Origin of the sequence: Marinobacter salsuginis (assembly GCF_009617755.1) — a bacterium.
GTDB lineage: Bacteria > Pseudomonadota > Gammaproteobacteria > Pseudomonadales > Oleiphilaceae > Marinobacter > Marinobacter salsuginis.
Genome location: NZ_BGZH01000001.1, coordinates 2,049,662 through 2,070,218 on the forward strand (window position 1 = coordinate 2,049,662; position 20,557 = coordinate 2,070,218).

Annotated in this window: 15 protein-coding genes and 1 tRNA gene; 5 read left to right on the top strand and 11 right to left on the bottom strand. The window is 58.0% G+C overall.

Translation table 11 applies throughout. The features are described from left to right. Nucleotides 1-38: 38 nt before the first annotated feature. From ptsP to GJU83_RS09305, 3 genes are read left to right on the top strand one after another with little or no spacing between them, the layout of a single operon-like run. Nucleotides 39-2,870, top strand: coding sequence for a phosphoenolpyruvate--protein phosphotransferase (gene ptsP / locus GJU83_RS09295; protein ID WP_069182825.1), 2,832 nt, complete (start codon nt 39-41; stop codon nt 2,868-2,870). After that, entirely contained in the window at nt 2,870-3,835 is a 966-nt protein-coding gene (gene pfkB / locus GJU83_RS09300) for a 1-phosphofructokinase (protein ID WP_069182426.1), read from the top strand. Before ptsP ends, pfkB begins: the two co-directional genes overlap by 1 nt. Continuing rightward, a complete protein-coding gene (locus GJU83_RS09305) occupies nt 3,832-5,595 on the top strand; it encodes a PTS fructose-like transporter subunit IIB (protein WP_069182427.1) in 1,764 nt (587 codons plus the stop codon). Before pfkB ends, GJU83_RS09305 begins: the two co-directional genes overlap by 4 nt. A 45-nt stretch (nt 5,596-5,640) precedes the next feature. Here GJU83_RS09305 and GJU83_RS09310 read toward each other — a convergent pair whose 3' ends face one another. The 5 genes from GJU83_RS09310 to GJU83_RS09330 all read right to left on the bottom strand — a co-directional run bounded on the left by GJU83_RS09310 (nt 5,641) and on the right by GJU83_RS09330 (nt 12,841). Further along, nucleotides 5,641-6,012, bottom strand: a complete 372-nt coding sequence (locus tag GJU83_RS09310; protein WP_069182428.1) for a VOC family protein — start codon at nt 6,010-6,012, stop codon at nt 5,641-5,643. Between the two features lie 61 nt (nt 6,013-6,073). Then, on the bottom strand, nt 6,074-7,357 hold the full coding sequence (locus GJU83_RS09315) for a sensor domain-containing diguanylate cyclase (RefSeq protein ID WP_069182429.1): 1,284 nt from the start codon (nt 7,355-7,357) through the stop codon (nt 6,074-6,076). 33 nt (nt 7,358-7,390) lie between these two features. Beyond that, nucleotides 7,391-9,757 (bottom strand): sensor domain-containing phosphodiesterase, encoded by a 2,367-nt coding sequence (locus GJU83_RS09320; RefSeq protein WP_069182430.1) that lies wholly within the window; start codon nt 9,755-9,757, stop codon nt 7,391-7,393. A gap of 69 nt (nt 9,758-9,826) precedes the next feature. Continuing rightward, a complete protein-coding gene (locus GJU83_RS09325; protein WP_069182431.1) occupies nt 9,827-11,380 on the bottom strand; it encodes a methyl-accepting chemotaxis protein in 1,554 nt (517 codons plus the stop codon). Nucleotides 11,381-11,584: 204 nt separating this feature from the next. After that, nucleotides 11,585-12,841, bottom strand: a complete 1,257-nt coding sequence (locus tag GJU83_RS09330) for an NAD(P)/FAD-dependent oxidoreductase (RefSeq protein WP_069182432.1) — start codon at nt 12,839-12,841, stop codon at nt 11,585-11,587. A 221-nt stretch (nt 12,842-13,062) separates the two neighbouring features. Between GJU83_RS09330 and GJU83_RS09335 the strand changes: the two genes are divergently transcribed. Further along, the gene (locus GJU83_RS09335) at nt 13,063-13,506 is read left to right on the top strand and encodes a DsrE family protein (RefSeq protein ID WP_136630754.1); all 444 of its coding nucleotides are present in this window, start codon (nt 13,063-13,065) and stop codon (nt 13,504-13,506) included. 47 nt (nt 13,507-13,553) lie between these two features. Here the strand turns inward: GJU83_RS09335 and GJU83_RS09340 are convergent, their stop codons facing one another. Both GJU83_RS09340 and GJU83_RS09345 read right to left on the bottom strand, forming a co-directional pair. Further along, complete coding sequence (locus tag GJU83_RS09340) at nt 13,554-14,099, bottom strand: rhodanese-like domain-containing protein (protein ID WP_228715163.1); 546 nt, start codon at nt 14,097-14,099, stop codon at nt 13,554-13,556. 66 nt (nt 14,100-14,165) lie between these two features. Continuing rightward, entirely contained in the window at nt 14,166-14,792 is a 627-nt protein-coding gene (locus GJU83_RS09345; RefSeq protein WP_153634170.1) for a peroxiredoxin, read from the bottom strand. 251 nt (nt 14,793-15,043) lie between these two features. Between GJU83_RS09345 and GJU83_RS09350 the strand changes: the two genes are divergently transcribed. Beyond that, complete coding sequence (locus GJU83_RS09350; RefSeq protein ID WP_153634171.1) at nt 15,044-16,600, top strand: phospholipase D family protein; 1,557 nt, start codon at nt 15,044-15,046, stop codon at nt 16,598-16,600. A 96-nt stretch (nt 16,601-16,696) separates the two neighbouring features. On the opposite strand, the gene GJU83_RS09355 is transcribed toward GJU83_RS09350, so the two are convergent. The 4 genes from GJU83_RS09355 to glyQ all read right to left on the bottom strand — a co-directional run bounded on the left by GJU83_RS09355 (nt 16,697) and on the right by glyQ (nt 20,504). Next, nucleotides 16,697-16,773: transfer RNA gene (locus tag GJU83_RS09355), tRNA-Pro, on the bottom strand. A gap of 35 nt (nt 16,774-16,808) precedes the next feature. Next, a complete protein-coding gene (gene gmhB, locus GJU83_RS09360) occupies nt 16,809-17,366 on the bottom strand; it encodes a D-glycero-beta-D-manno-heptose 1,7-bisphosphate 7-phosphatase (protein ID WP_069182437.1) in 558 nt (185 codons plus the stop codon). 28 nt (nt 17,367-17,394) lie between these two features. Further along, on the bottom strand, nt 17,395-19,476 hold the full coding sequence (glyS, locus tag GJU83_RS09365) for a glycine--tRNA ligase subunit beta (protein WP_069182438.1): 2,082 nt from the start codon (nt 19,474-19,476) through the stop codon (nt 17,395-17,397). Between the two features lie 2 nt (nt 19,477-19,478). Continuing rightward, entirely contained in the window at nt 19,479-20,504 is a 1,026-nt protein-coding gene (gene glyQ, locus GJU83_RS09370) for a glycine--tRNA ligase subunit alpha (RefSeq protein WP_069182439.1), read from the bottom strand. Between the last annotated feature and the right edge of the window lie 53 nt (nt 20,505-20,557).

A 20,557-nucleotide genomic window follows, 5' to 3' on the forward strand; every position in this document is an offset into this window, starting at 1 on the left:
AGATGCGCACCATCAAAACAAAAAGCGAGGCACACATTATGCTGACGCTGACTGCCAATGACGTTCGCCTGGGTGCAACTGCCGATGACTGGCAGGACGCGCTGCAACAGGCTGCTCGGGACCTTGAGAGCGCTGGCCGGACCTCTTCGGAATACCTGGCCGGAATGAGCGCCCGTGAACAGCAATCTTCCACGGTACTGGGCAACGGCATTGCTATTCCCCACGGCACACCGGAAAGCCGGAATGCAGTTCTGAACACCGGTATCCGTATTCTTCAGTTCCCCGAGGGGATCACCTGGCACGATGGTGCGCGGGTGTATGTGCTGGTTGCGATTGCGGCCCAGTCCGATGAGCACCTGGATATTCTCCGGCATTTGACCCGTGTACTGGATAAGCCAGGGCTGGCTGAGAAGTTGGGTCACGCCTCGGATGCCGCGGAACTGGTTGCCCTGCTCTCCAAAGCGCCGGCGGTTGCCAAATGCGATACGGAGACTCTCTGTCTCGGTATTGATGCATCTACCCCTAATGAACTGGCCCTGATTGCTGCTGCGCGTCTGCAGAGTTTGCGATGCGTAGACACAGATTTTCTGGCCAGCATTATCGGCCAACCGCCAGTGGATCTCGGGGAGGGGTTCTGGCTGACGCATCACACCGTTGGTGCCAGGCGTCCGACCCTGTCATTGGCAACTCCAAAGCGGCCAAGCTCGGAACTCCGGGGTGTTTTCTGCCTGGCGGGGCCCGGTGATGAGTGCCATGACCTGCTGGAGCGAATAGATAACTTCCTTGCTCGTAACGAGCCGATTGACGGGCTGAATGCGGAGGCAGTGCTGGCGAGGCTGTCCGGTGAAGCCGCCGATGCGGTTACCGCTAAAGTGACCCTCTTGAATACCCACGGCCTTCACGCACGGCCCGCCAAGCAACTCGTCCAGGAGGCTCGTCGCCACAATGCCAGCATTCGCCTGCGTCTTCTCGAAGGCGACGGCAGTGCGGTCTCTGCAACCAGTCTGACCCGGGTGATTGGCCTGGGCGCCCGCAGGGGCCAGACCCTGCTGCTTTCAGCGACTGGCGACGAGGCACGTCAAGCCATCGCGGCACTGACGAAAGCCATTGATGAGGGGCTGGGCGAGACAGTCGCTCCGCTGCAATCAGCGGAACAGCGGATGGTGGTGCCTGAAGCTGAGCCAGCTCGGGAACTGACAGATGATCAGCCCCTGAAAGCTGTTGCAGCCTCACCCGGACTGGCCCTCGCATCGGCCTTCGTGATGCGCCAGCCCAAACTCAGGTACGAGCAGTCTGCCGAAGACAGCGAGCAACAGATCCAGCGTCTCAATCAGGCCATTGACGATGCCGATGGCCAGCTTCGTACCCTGATCCGGCAGGCGGAAGGCGGTGAAGCGGCGCCCATACTCTCGGTTCACGTTGAAATGCTTCAGGACGAAGACCTCTATCAGGCAACGCTGGAAGCGATTAATGAAGGCACGTCTGCCGAGGCGGGCTGGTGGAGAGCCATTGATACCGCAGCCCGGGCCCAGGAAGCCCTGGCAGACCGGTTGCTGGCGGAGCGCGCAGCGGATTTGCGGGATGTCGGCCGTCGGGTGTTGGCCAATCTGTGCGGCGTGACAATGCCGACTCCGCCTGATGCCCCGTATATTCTGGTGGCCGACGATCTCGGGCCTTCCGATGTCGCCCGCCTGGATACCTCTCGCGTGCGCGGTCTCGTTACTGCCCGAGGCGGCGCAACCTCCCATAGCGCGATACTGGCACGTGCCCTTGGTTTGCCAGCGGTCGTCGGTGCTGGTGAATCCATACTCGCCATCGCGGACGGAGCGGACCTCGTTGTGGATGGTGAACGGGGCTGTGTGGTGCCGAACCCGGGTGTCGAGCGGTGCGACAAGATACGCCGCCGCCTGCAACAACTTGAAGCCCTGCAGGCCCAGGCCCACGAGAACCGCAACCAGCCTGCCACTACCGAAGACGGTCACACCGTTCAGGTGGGTGCCAACCTTGGCAATACAGCCCACACTCCGGATGCGGTGGACCGCGGCGCAGACGGTGTCGGCCTGCTTCGTACCGAGTTCATCTTCATGGCTCATCCGGAGGCGCCGGATCTGGCGACTCAGGTACGTGAATATCAGCACGCATTTGATGCCCTTAACGGCCTGCCTCTGGTGGCCCGCACCCTGGATGTGGGGGGCGACAAGCCGCTGGATTACTGGCCTTTGCCCCAGGAAGACAACCCGTTTCTGGGCATGCGTGGTATTCGATTGTCTTTGACCCGCCCGGACATCCTGGAAACCCAGGTCAGGGCCCTGCTGACTGCGGCAGGTGATCGCCCCCTTCGCATCATGTTCCCCATGGTCAAGGATCTTGAGGAGTTCCGAGCGGCCAGGGCCATTGTTTCAAAGGTCCAGAGCGAGGTGTTGGCCAATGACGTTCAGGTTGGCGTGATGATCGAAGTACCCTCCTGTGCCCTGCTGGCATCTACCCTGGCGCCGGAAGTGGATTTCTTTTCGGTCGGAACCAATGACCTGACCCAGTACACTCTGGCCATCGATCGTGGTCACGGCCAGCTGTCAGCGGAATCGGATGGCTTACATCCTTCGGTACTGAAGCTGATCCGGATGACTGTGGAAGCCGCTCATGCTCACAATCGCTGGGTAGGTGTGTGCGGGGAACTGGCGTCTGATCCCCAGGCGATTCCGGTTCTGGTTGGGCTGGATGTAGACGAGCTGTCTGTGACCAGTCGACGGGTACCCCTGGTTAAGGCCTGCATCCGTGGTCTGAACCTGGAAACAGCCCGACAACAGGCGGAAAAGGCTCTGTCGCTGGCAACCGCCTCAGAGGTACGCGATGCCCTGGAGGCCTGGTGATGGCGCGTATCCTGACAATCACCCTGAATCCGGCCCTCGACCTCAGCGTTGAAACGCCGCCCCTCACCCTCGGAGAAGTTAACAGAACGGGTCATACCCTGATTGAGCCGGCTGGGAAAGGCATCAATGTGGCCCGGGTGCTGGCCCGTCTGGGGCACTCGGTCACCGTGGCAGGACTGTTGGGTGACGCTAATCCCGGGCCCTTTGAACGTCTGTTTGAGGCGGAAGGCCTCGAGGACCGTTTTGTCCGTGTTCCTGGCCGAAACCGAATCAATATCAAGATTGCTGAGGCCGGCGGACGGGTGACTGATCTGAATGGCCCAGGTTTCCGCGCGCCGGAAACTGCCCTCCAGAGTCTTGAAGATCGCCTGGAATCGCTGCTGCCGGAGTGTGACGTGGTTGTCATCGGTGGCAGCTTGCCAGACGGCTTTTTGCCTTCTGGCGTGGCGGAACTCGTTCAGCAGGCGTCCGAGGCAGGCAAGCCGGTATGGCTGGATACCAGTGGCGAGGGACTAAAAGCGGGTATCGAGGCGGGACCGTTTGCTATCAAGCCTAATACGGATGAGCTGGCTGGCTGGGCCGGCCTGCCCATAAACGATGTGGCAGCCGTGGAAACGACCGTTGCCCGCCTGCGCACTCACGGCGTGTCGCACGTGGTGGTGTCCATGGGTGCAGATGGCGTGTTGTGGTCATCGCCGAGCGGCCTCTTGAGATCCCGGGTGCCTCCGGTCTCGCTGGTCAGCACCGTTGGTGCCGGCGACACCTTGCTGGCAGGGATGCTTCATGGCGTACTTGGTGGCGAGCGTGATGAAGCAGTTCTGCGGTACGCGACAGCCTTGTCTGCCGAATGCGTGCAACACATTGGTGTCGGAGACCCTGAGGCACCGGACTTTCCTTCCCTTCTCCAACAAACCCGGGTGCAGCCTTGGCCTGGGCAAAATAACACCGGAGAGATACGGTTATGAATCTGATCATTGTGACTGCCTGCCCGCAGGGCGTGGCAACCCGTTTTTTGGCCGCCCGCGCCCTGGAGCGGGCGGCGAACCGGCGTGGCTGGTCCGTGACTACCGATACTCGCGGTCCGGATGGTAAAGCGAACAGCAAGCCCAGCGACGAAACAATCCGGCAGGCCGATTTGGTTATTGCAGCGGTCGGCGTCCCGGTCGATCTCGACGCGTACGCGGGCAAACGCCTGCTACAGATTCCGGTCACGGCCGCGCTCCCTGATCCCGATGCTGTGCTGGTCAAGGCCGAGTCAGAAGCAACACCCTGGGACCCGGCGAGCACCAGTCAGGAACCGGTGGGGTCAGCTTCGTCTTGCGGCAGCGCCGCCGGGAGTAAACGGATCGTTGCCGTTACTGCCTGTCCCACTGGCGTCGCCCATACCTTTATGGCGGCAGAGGCACTGACCGCCGCGGCGCAATCCGCAGGCCACAAGATCCGCGTAGAAACCCAGGGCTCTGTCGGCGCCCAGGATCCGCTAACGGCGGAGGAAATTGCGGCGGCAGATGTGGTGATCCTGGCCTGTGATATTGAGGTAGATCCGGGTCGCTTCTCTGGCAAGCGGGTCTGGCGGACCTCGACCGGTGCCGCCCTGAAAAAACCAGCCGATGCCATCCACGACGCCCTCGAAGAAGCCGTGGTTCTGGACGCTGGCCAGAAGAAAACCTCGGGCACCTCCGGAAGTGGTGAGAAAAGAGGGCCTTACAAGCACCTGCTGACCGGCGTCTCCTTCATGCTGCCCATGGTGGTTGCTGGCGGTTTGCTGATCGCCCTGTCCTTCGTGTTCGGGATTGAAGCGTTTCAGGAGGAAGGTACGTTGGCTGCCGCCCTGATGCAGATCGGTGGTGGCACCGCCTTCAAACTGATGATTCCGTTGCTGGCCGGATACATTGCCTGGTCTATTGCCGACCGTCCCGGCCTGGCGCCGGGAATGATCGGTGGGTTTCTGGCGGGTGAACTGGGAGCTGGATTCCTCGGCGGTATTGTGGCGGGTTTCCTTGCTGGTTATGTCGCGCGCTTTATCAGCCAGAAACTGCCAATGCCGGAGAGCATCGAATCGCTGAAGCCCATTCTTATCATTCCTCTGTTCGCCAGCCTGGTGACAGGTCTGGGGATGATCTATGTGATCGGCGAGCCTATGGCCGCGATCATGGATGGTCTGACCGGCTTCCTTGAGAGCATGGGAACCACCAATGCGATCCTGCTGGGCGGCATTCTGGGCGCCATGATGTGCTTTGACCTGGGGGGGCCGGTTAACAAGGCTGCCTACACGTTTGGCGTTGGCCTGCTATCCGAGGGCAGTGGCGGCTCTGCACCCATGGCGGCCATTATGGCGGCGGGTATGGTGCCGGCCATTGGCATGGGCGTGGCTTCCTTTATCGCGCGCCGCAAGTTTGCAGAGGTGGAACGGCAGGCCGGTCGGGCTTCCTTCGTACTGGGTTTGTGCTTTATCTCTGAAGGTGCCATTCCATTTATGGCAAAGGATCCTTTGCGGGTTATTCCAGTGTGCATGGTCGGAGGAGCAATAACCGGTGCCCTGTCGATGCTGTTTACCGTCAAGCTGATGGCACCACACGGTGGGCTGTTTGTGTTGGCCATTCCCAATGCGGTAAGTGCGGTGCTGCCCTATCTGATTGCGATTGCAGTGGGGTCCCTGGTAATCGGTTTCGGCTATGCACTGCTGAAAACCGGTAAGGCGGAAGTGGCGGCTGCAACAAGCTGAACCTTAACAAGCGAAGGCCCTCAACTGAGGGCCTTCTGCATGCTGTTAACCGAATACAAAAAACGCCAGCTTGTTACCGTCGGGGTCCTTCACGTAGGCGCCGTAGAACTGGTTGGGAATCCGTTGCCCCGGCTCACCGTCGCAGGTGGCACCCAGCTCGATGGCTTTCTTGTACAAGGCATCCACACCTTCTTTCGACTCCGCAGGCAGGGCAACCATGTTGCCGTTGCCGGGATGGTTGGGTTCTTCATTGAAGGGAACGCAAACCGCGATCATGGGCGCTTTCATGCTCTTACCGATAAAGGCGATACGCCCCATATCCAGCAGCAGCCTCGCTCCCTGGTCGCTCAACAGTTCCGCATAGAAGGCCTTTGCCCGTTCCATATCACTGACGCCAAGGGTGACGTATCCGATCATGCTTTTTCTCCATTCGGGTTGTTGTCGAACGCCAGAATACGCTGTTTTTTGGCTGTCAGCTCTATTCAGCGCCGATTTCGCTGACGACGACCTGATTTCTGCCTGCCCGTTTTGCCTGGTAAAGCAACTGGTCGCATGTGGACAGCAGATCCCGCACACCGTTTATGCTTTGGTCCCAGCATACGACCCCGGCACTCAAGGTAACGTTGAAGGGAGTGTCATCTTCACTGAGAAAACTCTCTGTCTCCATACCGATACGCAGGGACTCGGCAACTTGGCGAGCATCACCCAAGGTGGTGTGAGGCATCAGAACGATAAACTCTTCGCCTCCGGTGCGCGCAACAATGTCGGTTTTGCGAGTCCGCGTTTCGATCAGATTGGCCACCGTGCGCAATACCTTATCGCCGGTGAGATGGCCCCAGGAATCGTTGACGCTTTTGAAGAAATCGATGTCCAGGGAAAGCAATGAGAACGGATGGTTATAGCGGGCGGATTGGTCAGCCAGTTCCTCGAGTTTTCTGAGCAGGTATCTCCGGTTGTAGAGCCCTGTCAGTTCATCGGTAATCGTGAGGGCCTCCAGCTGGAATTCCAGGCGCTTCTGGTCGTCGATATCCGTAATAACGCCATGCCAGGTAGTACTACCGTCGGGATTTCTCTCCGGCTGGGAAACCCCTCGCAACCATCGGGGCTGGCCATCTTTGATGATGCGGTATTCACAAACCCATTCGCTTAGCGTCTTGCGGGAGAGTTCGATAGTCTCGTGAACTTTTGCGACATCCTCTGGGTGAATGGTTTCGAACATCCGTTCCGGGTTGCTCTGGGTTTCCGCGGCCGTTACGCCATAGAAATCCTTGGCCTTGCGGCTCATATAGGGGAAGTGAAAACTGCCATCTTTATTGAGAGTAAAGGTATATATGACCCCGGGGAGAGATTCGGCAAGCTGCTGCAGCTGGTGCTGGGAAACTTTCTCTTCCGTGACATCAAGATGCGTACCCATCAGCCAACGGCTTTCTGCCGTCTGGTCATTGTTGAACAGGGTTCCGCGGGTGTGGATGTAACGCCAGTCACCGTCCTTGTGAAGCATGCGAACTACGCACTCGAACTTGGTGGCCTCCCGGTTAAGGTAAGCATTGAGAGCCTCGTGCGCTGATTCGACATCGCTGGGATGACTGAGGCGCTCCCACGTCTCGAAGGATAGAGGTTCAAGCTCTTCCAGGGTATAGCCGAGCATACTGGCCCAGCGTTCGTTGAAGATAATTTCGCCGGTGTCCAGATTGTATTCCCAGGTACCCGCGCCAGTACCATCGAGAATGGCATTGAGCCTTGTTTCTGCAGACAGATGCATGTGATCCCTCACACGAAGGCCGCGATTTCGCGGCTAGTTCTGGCCCGAACGATAACGGGCCCAAGTGAAAGTGTTGGCCCATTCGAGCGCTTCTGCAAGTGGAAGCGGTGGGCTGTAACGATAACCCTGGCCAACATCGCAGCCAAGAGACAGTAGACGCTCCTCCTGTTCGGCCGTTTCTACCCCTTCTGCCACAGTACGCCTCTGAAAACTCTGGGACAGGCGCAAAATCGCTTCTACGATCATCGAGTTATCCTGGTTCCCGATCAGATCTCCCACGAAGGTTCGATCTATTTTCACTTCCTGGGCCGGCAACGTCCGGAAATAGTTCAATGATGAGTAACCGGTGCCGAAATCGTCCAGGGAAATGCCCAGTCCGGCATTGCGGCAAACACTGAGGTTTTTCATGACCGTGGTGGTGTCGTCCAGGGCAGTGGTTTCAAGGATTTCTATGATCAGCCGGTCCCGCACCTCGTGAGGGCATTCGTTCATGGTGCCGGTGATGTCATCCGGGAAGTGTTCGCTCAGGAAGTGGGAGGGGCTCAGGTTGATGCTGACGGTATACGGCAACCCCAGGTTCATGAATTCGCAGATCACGCCGACTGCGCTTTCCATCACGAACAGGCCAACCTGTCTGGCGTATTCGGTGAATTCAAGGTGCTCCAGGAATCGGGCCGGCGACAGAAGCCCCTCCTCCGGGTGGTTCCAACGGATCAGTGCCTCAAAACCCTCTACCGATCCGGTGCGGTAGTTGATCTTGGGTTGGTAGTAGAGCTCGAACTGCTTTTTCGCCAGTGCCTCGTCAACCTGCTCGAGAACGCGGACACGCTCTTTCCGGGTATAGTGGGAGGCGAGGTCAAACAGGCTGTAGCTGTCTTTGCCCGCATCTTTTGCCGCATACATCGCTTGGTCGGCATGCCGGAGCAGTGTATCCGGATCCTCGGCGTCGTCAGGATAAACGGTCACACCCATGCTGGCCGACAGTTTCATGACAGAATTCTGGTAACTGATCGGGCGGCGTACAACTTCCAGAATGCGGTTGTAGACCGTCGAATCCTCCACATCCCGGAGTATGGCGACAAATTCGTCTCCCCCGAGACGACCGATGGCGTCATGTTGCCTCACAGTTGCTTTCAGGCGTTCGGAGATGATTTTCAGGACTGCATCACCAACTGCGTGGCCATGTTGGTCGTTGATGCCTTTGAAGCCATCCAGATCGATAAAACAGAGGGCAACTGTGCCTTCTCGCAGGTTCGCCTCGTGCAGCTCCTGGGTGAAAATCTCAGTGAGTTTCCGGCGGTTGGGCAAATCGGTGAGGGCATCGTAGTTCGCCGCTTTTTCAAGGCGTTTCTGGTGTTGCTGCTTCTCATGGTGCAACCTTTTGCGCTCGATCAGGTTGCCGAGGGTTTGCAGCAAAGGCTCGAGCTCTTCGGCCAGTTTTACTTTGTATCCGCCGAGACGGTTCGCCAGCCCCACCAGTCCAACTTGTTGATCTCCGGAAAACACCGGAATACCGATATAGGCATCAATATCTGGGTGCCCCTGAGGGAGCCCGCCGCGGCGAGGGTCGGTCGCGACATCGCTGGAAATGACCACCTCCCCCGAGGTCATGGGAAGTGCAATCAGGGTGTCCAGGCGATCGAACACAAGCCCCCGTCGTTCGACCTGTTGATACAACGCCTGGGTTTTGGGGTTCCAGGCAATATTGGTGATCGCTCCGATTTTCAGATAAGGGACGCCATTCTCTTTTGACAGGGTTTCGCCAATAAACCCGAACTGGCTGCCGGTGAGCGACAGGAGATCGTTGAGCATCTGCTCGAAGGCCGCATTCTGGTTGTCACTGGTCAGAAAGACATTCAAAGCTCGCTGGATCGATCGGTTCAGGTGAGACACTTCCACGAATTCATGGTTCTCGATCGACAGGTACGTTCGCTCGAGCTCGTCCTCGATCATCGTGGCAAGGTTTCGGAGGATGTCCAGATCCAGCTCCCCGAAATCACGGGGCTGATCGTCGATGATGCAAATGGTGCCAATTTTGAAACCGGTCGGCTCACGTACCGGCATGCCGGCATAGAAGCGGATGTTGGGATGTCCTGTAACCAGTGGGTTCTGTGAAAAGCGAGGGTCCTTTGTAGCGTCGCAGACGATAAACGCCTTGTCCTGCTGAATGGCATAATCACAGAAAGCAACAGGGCGGGGGGTCTCGCTGACATCAAGGCCCTGACGCGACTTGAACCATTGACGGTTGGCATCAAGCACCGAAAAAAGCGCCGTTTTTACACCATAGTACTGGCGGGCAATCCGGGTAAGCCTTTCAAAACGGTCTTCCGGGGGCGTATCGAGAATGCCCAAACGCTCAAGGGCGGTGAGCCGTCGTTTTTCCAGGGTACTGCTATCCATGGTCGTGACTCACTTTGCTAGGCCAGGTGGTTATTTTTTGAACAAAGCTCGGCGGCGTCCATCCTCCTGTCACTTGAAACGTACGACCAGCTCGTGCAAATCGTTCGCAATCTGCTCAATGTTTTTAACGCACTCGGTGGACTCTTCACCTTTGGACAGGTTGTTGGATGCCAGATCCGAGATTTTCTCCACTTGCTCGTTGATCTGATCCGACACCTGGGCCTGCTCCTCCACGGCAGCTGCCATCTGCATTGCCATTTCGGCAATGTTGGAGACGGATTCAGCAATGTCATTAAGGGTGCTCTCGGCCGAAAGCATTTTTTCCATGCCCTCGTCTGCCGAAAGCTTGCCATCGTCGGCTTTCTGGTTGGCCTCCTCGGAGCGGGCAATCAGTTCGCTGACAATGCCATGGATTTCACTCGTTGAATTGCGGGTCCGGGATGCCAGGCCCCTTACCTCTTCGGCCACAACGGCAAATCCGCGTCCATGCTCGCCGGCCCTCGCCGCTTCAATGGCGGCATTCAGGGCCAGCAGGTTGGTCTGCTCTGCAATCTCTTCGATAATTTTTGCGGCTGAGGCTATCTGCTGAGTCTGCTGAGCCAACTCGCCAACGGAAGCGCTAATGCCATGAACGGAACCTTTGAGAGATTCAATGGCTTCCCGGGTCCCGCGCACAACGGAACGCCCCTCATTGGCAAACTCTTTTGCGCCATCCGCCCGCTCTGCCGTGGACTGGACGTTCGAGGAGACCTCCGCAATGGTATGGGACATCTCGTGTACGGCTGCCGCAACCTGTTCGGTTTCGGCCTGCTGCTGTTTGAGGGCCTCCTGAGCTTCGAAGCTGACTTCGCGACCTTTCACAGAATACAGTCGCATCTCATCGGCGGAGTCTTCAAGCCGGGTGAGTACCGCATCAAGGTGAGCTTGTTGGGCCTTTACTGCAACCTTGATACGTCCAAGTGGCAAATCGTCATCAGTGTAGCTTCTTGCGGCCAGATCATCTGTGAAGCTGTGTGCCAGTAGCCTGGTGACCGAGCCCATCAGCTGTTTTCTGGCCAGATGCATCCAGCCGGCATAGGCAATCACGCCCCCAGCCAGCACAAGCTCGGACAACATTTTCTGATCGGCAAGAAACAGTGCCCCTGTGACAATGAAAACAAGCGCCAAAAAGATGGTGGGGGGTTGGACACGGCGCCAGAAAGGGGTTCCTGTTCTGCCCGCCCTCAGGGCTGCGTATAGCTTTTCTGCGCGCTCGACGTCCTTCCTGTCGGGACAGGATCTCACGGACTCGTAGCCGACTACCTTGCCGTTTTCGGTGACCGGGGTAACGTAGGCACTGACCCAGTAGAAATCGCCGTTCTTGCAACGGTTCTTTACCAGGCCCATCCAGGGCTGTCCGGCCTTAAGGTGTGCCCACATGTTCTCATAGGCGGCGGGTGGCATATCGGGATGCCGGACAATATTGTGAGGCTGGCCAATCAGCTCGTCCCGGCTGAAACCACTTACCTCTACAAAGGCCGAATTACAGTGCCTAATCTTACCTTTGAGATCTGTGGAGGAAATAAGTTTCTGATTGGGTGAGAAGGTTTTTTCGTTGTCCGTAACCGGTAGGTTTCTGCGCATTATCAACCCTGACATTAGCGTAAAAGACTTATTACTAAGTCAGGGTAGGACAAATATTGCAATAACTCTATCGGTGGGAACGGTGAAGGGCCTCAGGAATTTCCCTAATGACAACGCCCGAGGCGCTACCCGCCAACGCGACACATGGCGCTGGCGGGCTGTTTGTTCGTGGGGCAGCCTCCATTGGTAAGCCTCTCCCAGGGGTTAACGCTTTGCGGGCCGGGCCAGCCACTCATGCCCCTTCAACATCCCGTGCCAATACAGCGTTGGCAGCTGCTTGGCCTTCAACCACCAGGCGGCCCGGGTGGCCTTGGTGCCATCGTTGATCCATTTCGGGAAGCTGGGCTGCAGTACTCCGCCGTATCCGAACTCCGCCAGTACAATTTTGCCGTTTTCCACCGTCAGCGGGCAGGAGCCGTAGCCCAGATACGCGGCCTCAAGCGGCTGGTTTCGGAGCGTGGCCACCAGGTTCTCAGCCACCACTGGCGCCTGTTTACGCACTGCAGCGGCGGTTTTGGCGTTGCCGGTTCCGCTAACGTCCCCAAGCCCAAAGACATTGGTGTAGGTTTTATGGCGGAGGGTATCGTCCTCAAGATCCAGCCAGCCGCCTTCGTTGGCCAGGGCAGATTCACGAATCAGCTTTGGTGCCCGCTGGGGTGGGACGGCGTGCAGCATGTCAAAGCTGATCTCGCGCTCCTGGCTGTTGCCCTCGCTGTCGGTTGAGCGGAATACCGCTGTCTGTGCGGGCCCGTTTACGGCAACCAGTGTGCTCTGGAAATTCAGGTTGATGCCGTATTTTTCGATATAGGCTTCCAGGGCCGGGACGTAATCGGCCACACCGAACAGAACGGCGCCGGCGTTATGGAACTGGATATCCAGATTGTTCAGCACGCCGTGTTTGAGCCAGTAATCGGCAGACAGGTACATGGCTTTCTGGGGCGCGCCTGCACATTTGATCGGCATGGGAGGCTGACTGAAAAGCGCTCGGCCGTTCTTGAGATTCTGGACGAGGTCCCAGGTGTAGCTGGCCATGCCCTCGCGGTAATTGGACGTGACCCCATTGGAGCCCAACGCCTCCTCCAGGCCTTCGATGCCGCCCCAGTTCAGCTCCAGCCCTGGAGCGAGCACCAGGGCTTTGTATTCCATGGAAGAACCGTCACCCAGAGTAACCCGGTTGTTGTCCTGGTCGATGGCGCTTACCGGTTGCTGGTACCAGGAAACAAAAGCGGGCATGACTTCTGCCATAGGCTTGGAGGTGACTTCCGGCCGGAAAACCCCACCACCCACCATGGTCCAGCCCGGTTGGTAATGATGCCGGGTAGCGGGCTCAATGATGGCAATGTCGATATTGCTGTCCCGCTTATGAATGCTGGACGCCACCGAGATACCGGCCGCCCCGCCGCCTACGATTACGACCGTATGGGTTTTGACGTTGCCCGTGGTGGTTGTGTTGCTGGTCATGCCTCGAACCTCTTGTCTTTGTTTGCTGCGCGCGAGTGAGCTTGAGATATATCAAAGGGTACCAAACTTATGAGTCTATCGTTAGAATAAAAGGAAATATAAGGGCGGGGTCAGCTTTAAGGCAGGCATAGCTCTGAAAGTGACTTTGTCACTGAAGCTCATTCCCTGGCCAGATACATTGATTTTGAAGTCTTTCGATCAACCAAAAAGGAGTTTTTCCCATGATCAAATCAATCAAGGCCGTCGCCGCAGCTGCACTGATTGCAGCCGTACCTTTCAGTGTTCAGGCCGACAGCCACAAAGGCGGCGTCGAAGAGGTGCTGGTCATCCTGTCCAGCGATTCGCTGCAAACCCAGGGCATGGCAATGGTGCTTTCGAACACCATGGCCCAGCAGGGAGCCAAGGTAAACGTGTTGCTTTGTGACAAAGCCGGTGACCTGGCACTCAAGTCCTACGAAGCGCCTGCCCTCAAACCCAAGAATGTAACGCCGGGGCAGATGCTGCGCGGCCTGTTGAAAAACGGTGGTGATGCTAAAGTCTGTGCGCTGTATCTACCGAACAGTGAATACAGCAAAGATGATCTGATTGATGGCGTTGGGGTGGCCATGCCGCCGGAAATGGCCGGCCAGATGCTGAACCCGAAGATGCGTACATTCACCTTCTGAGGGCGGAAGCCCCGGGGCTGGGCCGACCCCGGGCGTTTACATTCCAATCACGGACGATAGATTTTCTCTGGATTGAGCGTCATAGACCATGGCAGGCCTTCATTCTGCCAGCCATTCACAATTCTCATGCCTTTCTTTTTACCTTCTTTGGCACCACTGCCCTGAAAGCCGTGGTCAATGTATTTCACATTGGTGAAGCCCCGCTCCATCAGGTATTCGGCGCTGGGCTTGCCGCGGCTGGAACCGGAACGACACATGGTAATGACCAGGTCATCCCTGGTGAGGCCTTTTTCTCTCAGGGCTTCTTCTACCTGTGAAGCGAAATCCCGATTGGTGTTCATGGCAAACCGGCCTTTATCCGAGAGAAAGTCTGAGCGATCCGCCAGTTTGAACGGGATATTCTTGTCGACCATATCGGTGAAGCCGATAAACATAATTTCAATTGGATCCCGGACGTCGACAAATAGCAGGCGATCACCTTGCTCCTGAACGAGGTCATAGGTTTCCTGTGAGGTCAGGTAAAGCGCGTCTTCCGCCTGGGCGTTGAAGCCGATGGCAAGAGTGACAAGCAGAACTGTCAGAATCTGTTTCATTTGGGGGGCCTCCTGCATTGGGGAGGCCCGCCAAACGGCGGGCCCCGATATTATCCGCGAACCGGATCAGAGCTTGGTGGTGCGGAGGTACGGACGGATCTCATTCCAGCCCTGTGGGAACAGGCCTTTGGCTTCCTCATTGGAAATGGAGGGCGGAATGATCACATCGCCTCCTTTGCGCCAGTCGGCCGGCAGGGCAACCTTGTTGGCATCACCGGTTTGCAGGGCATCGATGACCCGGAGGATTTCGTCGAAGTTGCGGCCCACCGCCATCGGGTAGGTCATGGTCAGACGAATCTTCTTGTCTGGGTCGATGATGAACACGCTGCGTACGGCCGCAGTTTCGCTCTCGCCGGGGTGGATCATTTCGTACAGTTCGGCCACTTTGTGGTCTGCGTCCGCAACGATCGGGAACTGGAGATTGCAGTTCTGGGTGTCGTTGACATCGTCAATCCACTTTACGTGCTCTTCCACGGTGTCGGTGGACAGGCCCAGGGGCTTTACATTGCGGGCTTCGAATTCTTGCGCCAGCTGAGCGGTGCGGCCCATTTCAGTGGTGCACACCGGCGTGAAGTCGGCCGGGTGGCTGAAGAAGAATACCCAGGAATCGCCGGCCCAGTCGTGGAAGTTGATCTGGCCTGCAGTGCTGTCGATGGTGAAGTTCGGGGCGGTTGAGCCAAGCAATAAACTCATGATGAATCTCCTGTCGGGTTTTACTGGTGGAGGCTGTTGGCCTCTTGATGTCGGAATAACAATAACCCGTTCAGCAGTCGTTATCCAATATAGTTATATCTATAGAACAAATAGGTTTAACGAATTGAAGCCGCGACCCTCAGTATTGAACTGGCAATATTTTTGAAACGCGGCTCTGCAACCAGTCCAACAGGTTTCTTTGTGCCATGATTTCAATTGATTGATTCATCACGCGATGGCTCCTTGTATAAATGACCGAAAGCCGAACAACCTTCACGCTGACGCTCTTCCTGCTGACGAGTCTGTTGACCGGCTGCGCACTGCCCTCTCTGAAAGACCGGTCACAGTCTGAAGCTTTCTCGCAGGAGCAGACAGCAGGCACCCGCCTTGGCCGGGCAGTTGGCTACGAATTCGAAAACCACCCTGGCCTGAGTGGTATTGCTGCACTGCAGAATCCCCTTGATGCTTTCGTTGCCCGAGCGTTGCTTGCCGAGGCCAGCGATCGATCCCTGGATGTTCAGTACTATATCTGGCAGGACGATATTACTGGCAAGCTGCTTCTGTACTCGCTGTATCGGGCCGCCGAGCGCGGCGTGCGGGTCCGGCTGCTTCTGGATGACAACGGCATCGCAGGCATGGATGAGTGGCTTTCTGCGCTGAATCATCATGACAACGTCGAGGTTCGGCTGTTCAATCCGTTCGTCATTCGCAGTTCCCGGGCCCTCGGCTTCCTGACCGACTTCGGCCGCCTGAACCACCGGATGCACAACAAGTCATTTACGGCTGACAACCAGGCCACCATCATTGGCGGCCGGAATGTTGCCGATGAGTATTTCGGGGTTGGCAGCGGTGCCCTGTTCTCGGACCTGGATGTCCTGGCCATCGGGCCTGTCGTGGACCGTGTTTCGCAGGATTTTGATCGTTACTGGGCAAGTGAGTCCTCGTATCCGGCGGATCGGTTGTTGTCTGCAGTCGGCGATGAAGATCTGGATGCGTTGGAAACCAGTCTTGCGGCCGTTGAACAGAATGCCGAGGCCCGTCGTTTTGTAGCGGCTTTGCGCAATTCAGATTTCCTTCAAGAGTTACTGGACCAGGAGGTTTCGTTTGTCTGGGCACCGGTCGAGATGGTGAGCGATGATCCGGCCAAAGCCCAGGGGCTCGAAGAGGAACACGGTTTATTGAGCCAACAGCTGGCCCTGGCCCTGGGTGAACCCGAAAAGACAGTAGCCCTGGTTTCGCCCTACTTCGTTCCGGGTAACCCCGGCGTAGAGTTGTTCCGCGATCTGGAAGCGAGCGGCGTGGAGGTGCGGATTCTCACCAATTCCCTGGAAGCCAACGACGTTGCCCTGGTGCATTCAGGCTATGCGAAATACCGGGAGGCTCTATTAGAAGCGGGTGTCGAACTGTTCGAATTGCGTAAATTCAGGTCGGAAAATGAAGACGAGCACCAGAGCTCTGGCGGTATGGTTGGGAGCTCTGCGGCCAGCCTCCACGCCAAAACCTTTGCCGTGGATGGTGAGACGCTCTTTGTCGGTTCCTTCAACTTCGACCCCCGTTCAGCAAACCTCAACACCGAGCTGGGTTTTCTGATCAAGAGCCCGGAACTGGCCGATGCTCTGGAGTCGGCCTTTCCCGAACAGGTCAGGCTGGCGGCCTACGAAGTAATACTGGGCGAGGACGGCGAACTGCGTTGGCTGGAATTCAATGGATCGGAGACGATTGAGCACCATCATGAGCCCAATGTCGGCGCCTTCAAGAGGGCATTGGTGTATCTGTTTTCGCTGTTGCCGGTGGAGCCTTTGCTTTAAGGAGGTAACGACAAAGCCGACACCAGATGCGTCGTCATTGCTGTGCTTCCGTGAAGCTTCAAGTAGGAGATAAACAGGGGAGAGAGCGCGGGAAAATGGTCGGCGTGGCAGGATTCGAACCTGCGACCCCTTCGTCCCGAACGAAGTGCGCTACCAAGCTGCGCCACACGCCGATCAACGGCCGGTATTATACGGATTCGCTTTGGTTTTACCAGCCCTCGGCGGACAAAAGGGCATCCGTAAATTTGCTGAGATTATCGTAGATACTGACATCGGCGCCCGGTATGGGCCTGGTGTCCAGGTGGCGCTCGGTTTCCTCGCCATTACCGGTTCGTACCAGTACCGGGTGGCAACCTTCGGCGTGCCCCGCTTCGAGGTCTTTTCGGCTGTCGCCGACCATGATGGCCCCTTGGAGGCTGGTCAGGTGGAAGTGCTGTCGAATCTGTTCCAGCAGGCCGGTCAGTGGCTTGCGGCAGCCACACTGATCGTCGGGATGGTGGGGACAAAAGGCAATGAAATCGATGCAGCCGCCCTGGGCTTCCACCAGCTGCTCCAGCTTTTCATGCATGGCATCCAGCTCGTCGGTGTCGTAATAGCCCCGACCGATGCCGGACTGGTTGGTGGCGATGGCAATACGGTGGCCGGCATTACACAGCCGGGCCACCGCTTCTATGCTGCCGGGAATGGGATGCCATTCATCCGCCGAGCAGATGTAATTGCCATCGTATTCATTGATGACCCCATCCCGATCCAGAATGATCAGCATCGCTGTGTGCGCGCCCCTTCGTCCGGCCTCAACCTGCTGTGGGCAGGAGGGAGATATCCGCAACGCGCAGGAACAGGTTCCGCAGCCGGTTCAGCAAGGCCAGACGGTTGTTCCGGGTGGCCTCATCGTCGGCCATCACCATCACCTCGTCAAAGAAGCTGTCCACCGGTTCCCGCAGGCTGGCCAGAGAACTCAGGGCGCTGGCGTAATCGCCGTTCTCGAACAGCGGCAGAACCCTGGCGGACTGCTGGTCGACCTGCTCGGCCAATGCCTTTTCCGCGCTGTCCCGCAGCAGACTGGCGTCGACGGTTTCTCCGATGCTGTCACCACCCTGCTTGGTCAGGATGTTTGAAACTCGCTTGTTGGCGCCGGCCAAAGCCTGCGCTTCAGGCAGCTGGCGGAAGGCTTCCACCGCCTTAACTCGGCGGTCGAAATCCAGCGGGCGAGTCGGACGGCGGGCGTGAACGGCCAGGTAAACCTCGGCACCAATGCCCTGCTCGTCGTAATGGGCGCGGAAACGCTCCAGCATGTAGTCGACAACCGTGCTCGCGGTATTCTGCTCAGTCAGCACCGTGAAGTTCTCTTCTGCCCACTCGCAGCAGGTCTGCAGGTCCAGCGGCAGCTCACGCTCAATGATGATCCGCAGCACACCCAGGGATGCCCGGCGCAGGGCAAACGGATCCCGGGTACCGGACGGTGGCTGGTTGATGCCGAACAGACCCACCAGAGAGTCCAGCCGATCGGCAATGGCGATGGCACAGCCGGTGAGGGTAGTCGGCAGGTCGTCGCCGGCGAAACGGGGCATGTACTGTTCGTTCAGTGCCTTGGCCACGTCTTCCGGCTCGCCATCGTTGGCAGCGTAGTACTGGCCCATGATGCCCTGAAGATCGGTGAACTCCAGGACCATTTCGGTGACGAGGTCGGTCTTGGCCAGCATGGCGGCGCGCTCTGCCAGGGCCGGATCACTGCCGATTGCGTCGGCAATTTTCCTGGCCAGGGCCGCTACGCGTACGGATTTATCGTAGATACTACCCAGCTTCTCCTGGAACACGATGGGCTTGAGGGCGTCGATGCGATCCTCAAGCTTGGTCTTGCGGTCGGTTTCATAGAAGAACGCGGCGTCGGAAAGACGGGGCCGGATCACTTTTTCGTTACCGGAGATCACTTGGGACGGATCCTTGCTCTCGATGTTGGCAACGGTAATGAACAGCGGCAGCATTTCCCCGTCGGCGGCCACCACGTGGAAGTACTTCTGGTGTTCCTTCATGGAAGAAATCAGCGCTTCTGCCGGTACCTCGAGGAAACGCTCCTCGAAGCGGCCCATCAAAGGCACAGGCCACTCGTTCAGTGCGGTGACTTCGTCCAGCAGGTCTTCATCAATGACCGCTTTGCCACCAGCTTCCTTTTCGGCCAGTTGGGTCACGCCGGCACGGATCTGTTCCCGACGCTCCGCGAAGTCAGCGATCACATAGCCTTCCTGTTTGAGAACGACTTCGTAATCATTCGGCGTGGGCACGATCAGGGATTTCGGGCAGTGGAAGCGATGGCCGCGGGTTTTGTTGCCCGGGTTCAGCCCCATGATCGGCGTTTCAATCACCTTGTTGCCAAACAGCATGACGACCCAGTGCACCGGGCGAACGAACTCGGTGCGGTGGGCGCCCCAGCGCATGCGCTTGGGAATCGGCAGGCTGGCCAGGGATTGCTCCACCAGTTCCGGCATCAGTTCCACGGTGGGCTTGCCCTGCTCGACCGTGCGGTATACCACCCAGGCACCCTTGTCGGTTTCCAGGGTGTCGAGCTGATCCGGGGTGACGCCCAGGGAGGTGGCAAAGCCGGTCAGCGCGCGGGTCGGGTTGCCTGCATCGTCGAATGCCGCCTTGACGGCAGGACCACGCTTTTCAACCGACTTGTCCTGTTGGGAATCGGCCAGATCCCGGATGCGCACGGCCAGACGGCGCGGAGCGGCAAAACTTTCAACCTTTGCGAATTCGACGCCTGCTTCTTCCAGACCCCGGGCAATGCCCTGGGTGAAGGCATCAGAAAGCGGCTTGAGGGCCTTGGGGGGCAGCTCTTCGGTGCCCAGTTCGACCAGAAAATCCTGTGTAGCCATGGTTATGCGTTCCCCTGTTCCTGCTGTGCCTTCTTCGCTTTTTTGCCCTTCTTGCTTTTCGCCTTGTCGTCGGCGGCGTCAGCAGCGGCGAGGACTTCCTTACGCAGCGCCTCGGGGGCGAGCGGGAAGCCGAGCGAGCGACGGCTGTCGAAGTAGGCTTGGGCAACGGCTCGAGCAAGGGTGCGAACCCGAAGGATGAAACGCTGACGCTCGGTCACCGAGATGGCGTGGCGGGCGTCCAGCAGGTTGAAGGTGTGGGAGGCTTTGAGTACCTGCTCGTAGGCTGGCAGTGCCAGGCCCGCTTCAATCAGGCGAGCGCTTTCCCGCTCGTGAACATCGAAGCTGTGGAACAGGAACTCGGTGTCGGCGTGCTCGAAGTTGTAGGTGGACATCTCCACTTCCTGCTGGTGGAACACGTCACCGTAGGTGACCACACCGTCAGGGCCTTCCGTCCAGACCAGATCGTATACGCTGTCCACGCCCTGCAGGTACATGGCGATGCGCTCCAGCCCGTAGGTCAGCTCGCCGGTGACCGGGAAGCACTCCAGGCCGCCAACCTGCTGGAAGTAGGTAAACTGGGTGACTTCCATACCGTTCAGCCAGATTTCCCAGCCCAGCCCCCATGCACCCAGCGTCGGGGACTCCCAGTTGTCTTCCACAAACCGGATGTCGTGCACCAGCGGGTCCAGGCCGAGCGCGCGCAGTGAATCCAGATACAGCTCCTGGATGTTATCGGGCGATGGCTTCAGAACCACCTGGAACTGGTAATAGTGCTGCAGGCGGTTGGGGTTTTCACCATAGCGGCCATCCGTAGGCCGGCGACTGGGCTGAACGTAGGCGGCGTTCCAGGTTTCCGGCCCGATAGCACGCAGGAAGGTAGCGGGGTGGAAGGTGCCCGCGCCCACTTCCATATCCAGTGGCTGGAGCACCACGCAGCCGTGCTGCGCCCAGAAATTCTGCAGAGCCAGGATCAGGCCCTGGAAGGTCCCGATATCCGGAGTAGTCTGTTTTGTTGCCTTGTCTGTCACGACGGTTGCCTGCTGATCAGTCTGTGTGTGGCGCCCCGGTTATCCTTCGGGAC

Excerpts from the sequence above, each read along its gene's own strand:
- ptsP (WP_069182825.1), top strand. The coding sequence starts at position 39 with ATGCTGACGCTGACTGCCAATGACGTTCGCCTGGGTGCAACTGCCGAT.
- pfkB (WP_069182426.1), top strand. The coding sequence starts at position 2,870 with ATGGCGCGTATCCTGACAATCACCCTGAATCCGGCCCTCGACCTCAGC.
- GJU83_RS09305 (WP_069182427.1), top strand. The coding sequence starts at position 3,832 with ATGAATCTGATCATTGTGACTGCCTGCCCGCAGGGCGTGGCAACCCGT.
- GJU83_RS09310 (WP_069182428.1), bottom strand. The coding sequence starts at position 6,012 with ATGATCGGATACGTCACCCTTGGCGTCAGTGATATGGAACGGGCAAAG.
- GJU83_RS09315 (WP_069182429.1), bottom strand. The coding sequence starts at position 7,357 with ATGCATCTGTCTGCAGAAACAAGGCTCAATGCCATTCTCGATGGTACT.
- GJU83_RS09320 (WP_069182430.1), bottom strand. The coding sequence starts at position 9,757 with ATGGATAGCAGTACCCTGGAAAAACGACGGCTCACCGCCCTTGAGCGT.
- GJU83_RS09325 (WP_069182431.1), bottom strand. The coding sequence starts at position 11,380 with ATGCGCAGAAACCTACCGGTTACGGACAACGAAAAAACCTTCTCACCC.
- GJU83_RS09330 (WP_069182432.1), bottom strand. The coding sequence starts at position 12,841 with ATGACCAGCAACACAACCACCACGGGCAACGTCAAAACCCATACGGTC.
- GJU83_RS09335 (WP_136630754.1), top strand. The coding sequence starts at position 13,063 with ATGATCAAATCAATCAAGGCCGTCGCCGCAGCTGCACTGATTGCAGCC.
- GJU83_RS09340 (WP_228715163.1), bottom strand. The coding sequence starts at position 14,099 with ATGAAACAGATTCTGACAGTTCTGCTTGTCACTCTTGCCATCGGCTTC.
- GJU83_RS09345 (WP_153634170.1), bottom strand. The coding sequence starts at position 14,792 with ATGAGTTTATTGCTTGGCTCAACCGCCCCGAACTTCACCATCGACAGC.
- GJU83_RS09350 (WP_153634171.1), top strand. The coding sequence starts at position 15,044 with ATGACCGAAAGCCGAACAACCTTCACGCTGACGCTCTTCCTGCTGACG.
- gmhB (WP_069182437.1), bottom strand. The coding sequence starts at position 17,366 with ATGCTGATCATTCTGGATCGGGATGGGGTCATCAATGAATACGATGGC.
- glyS (WP_069182438.1), bottom strand. The coding sequence starts at position 19,476 with ATGGCTACACAGGATTTTCTGGTCGAACTGGGCACCGAAGAGCTGCCC.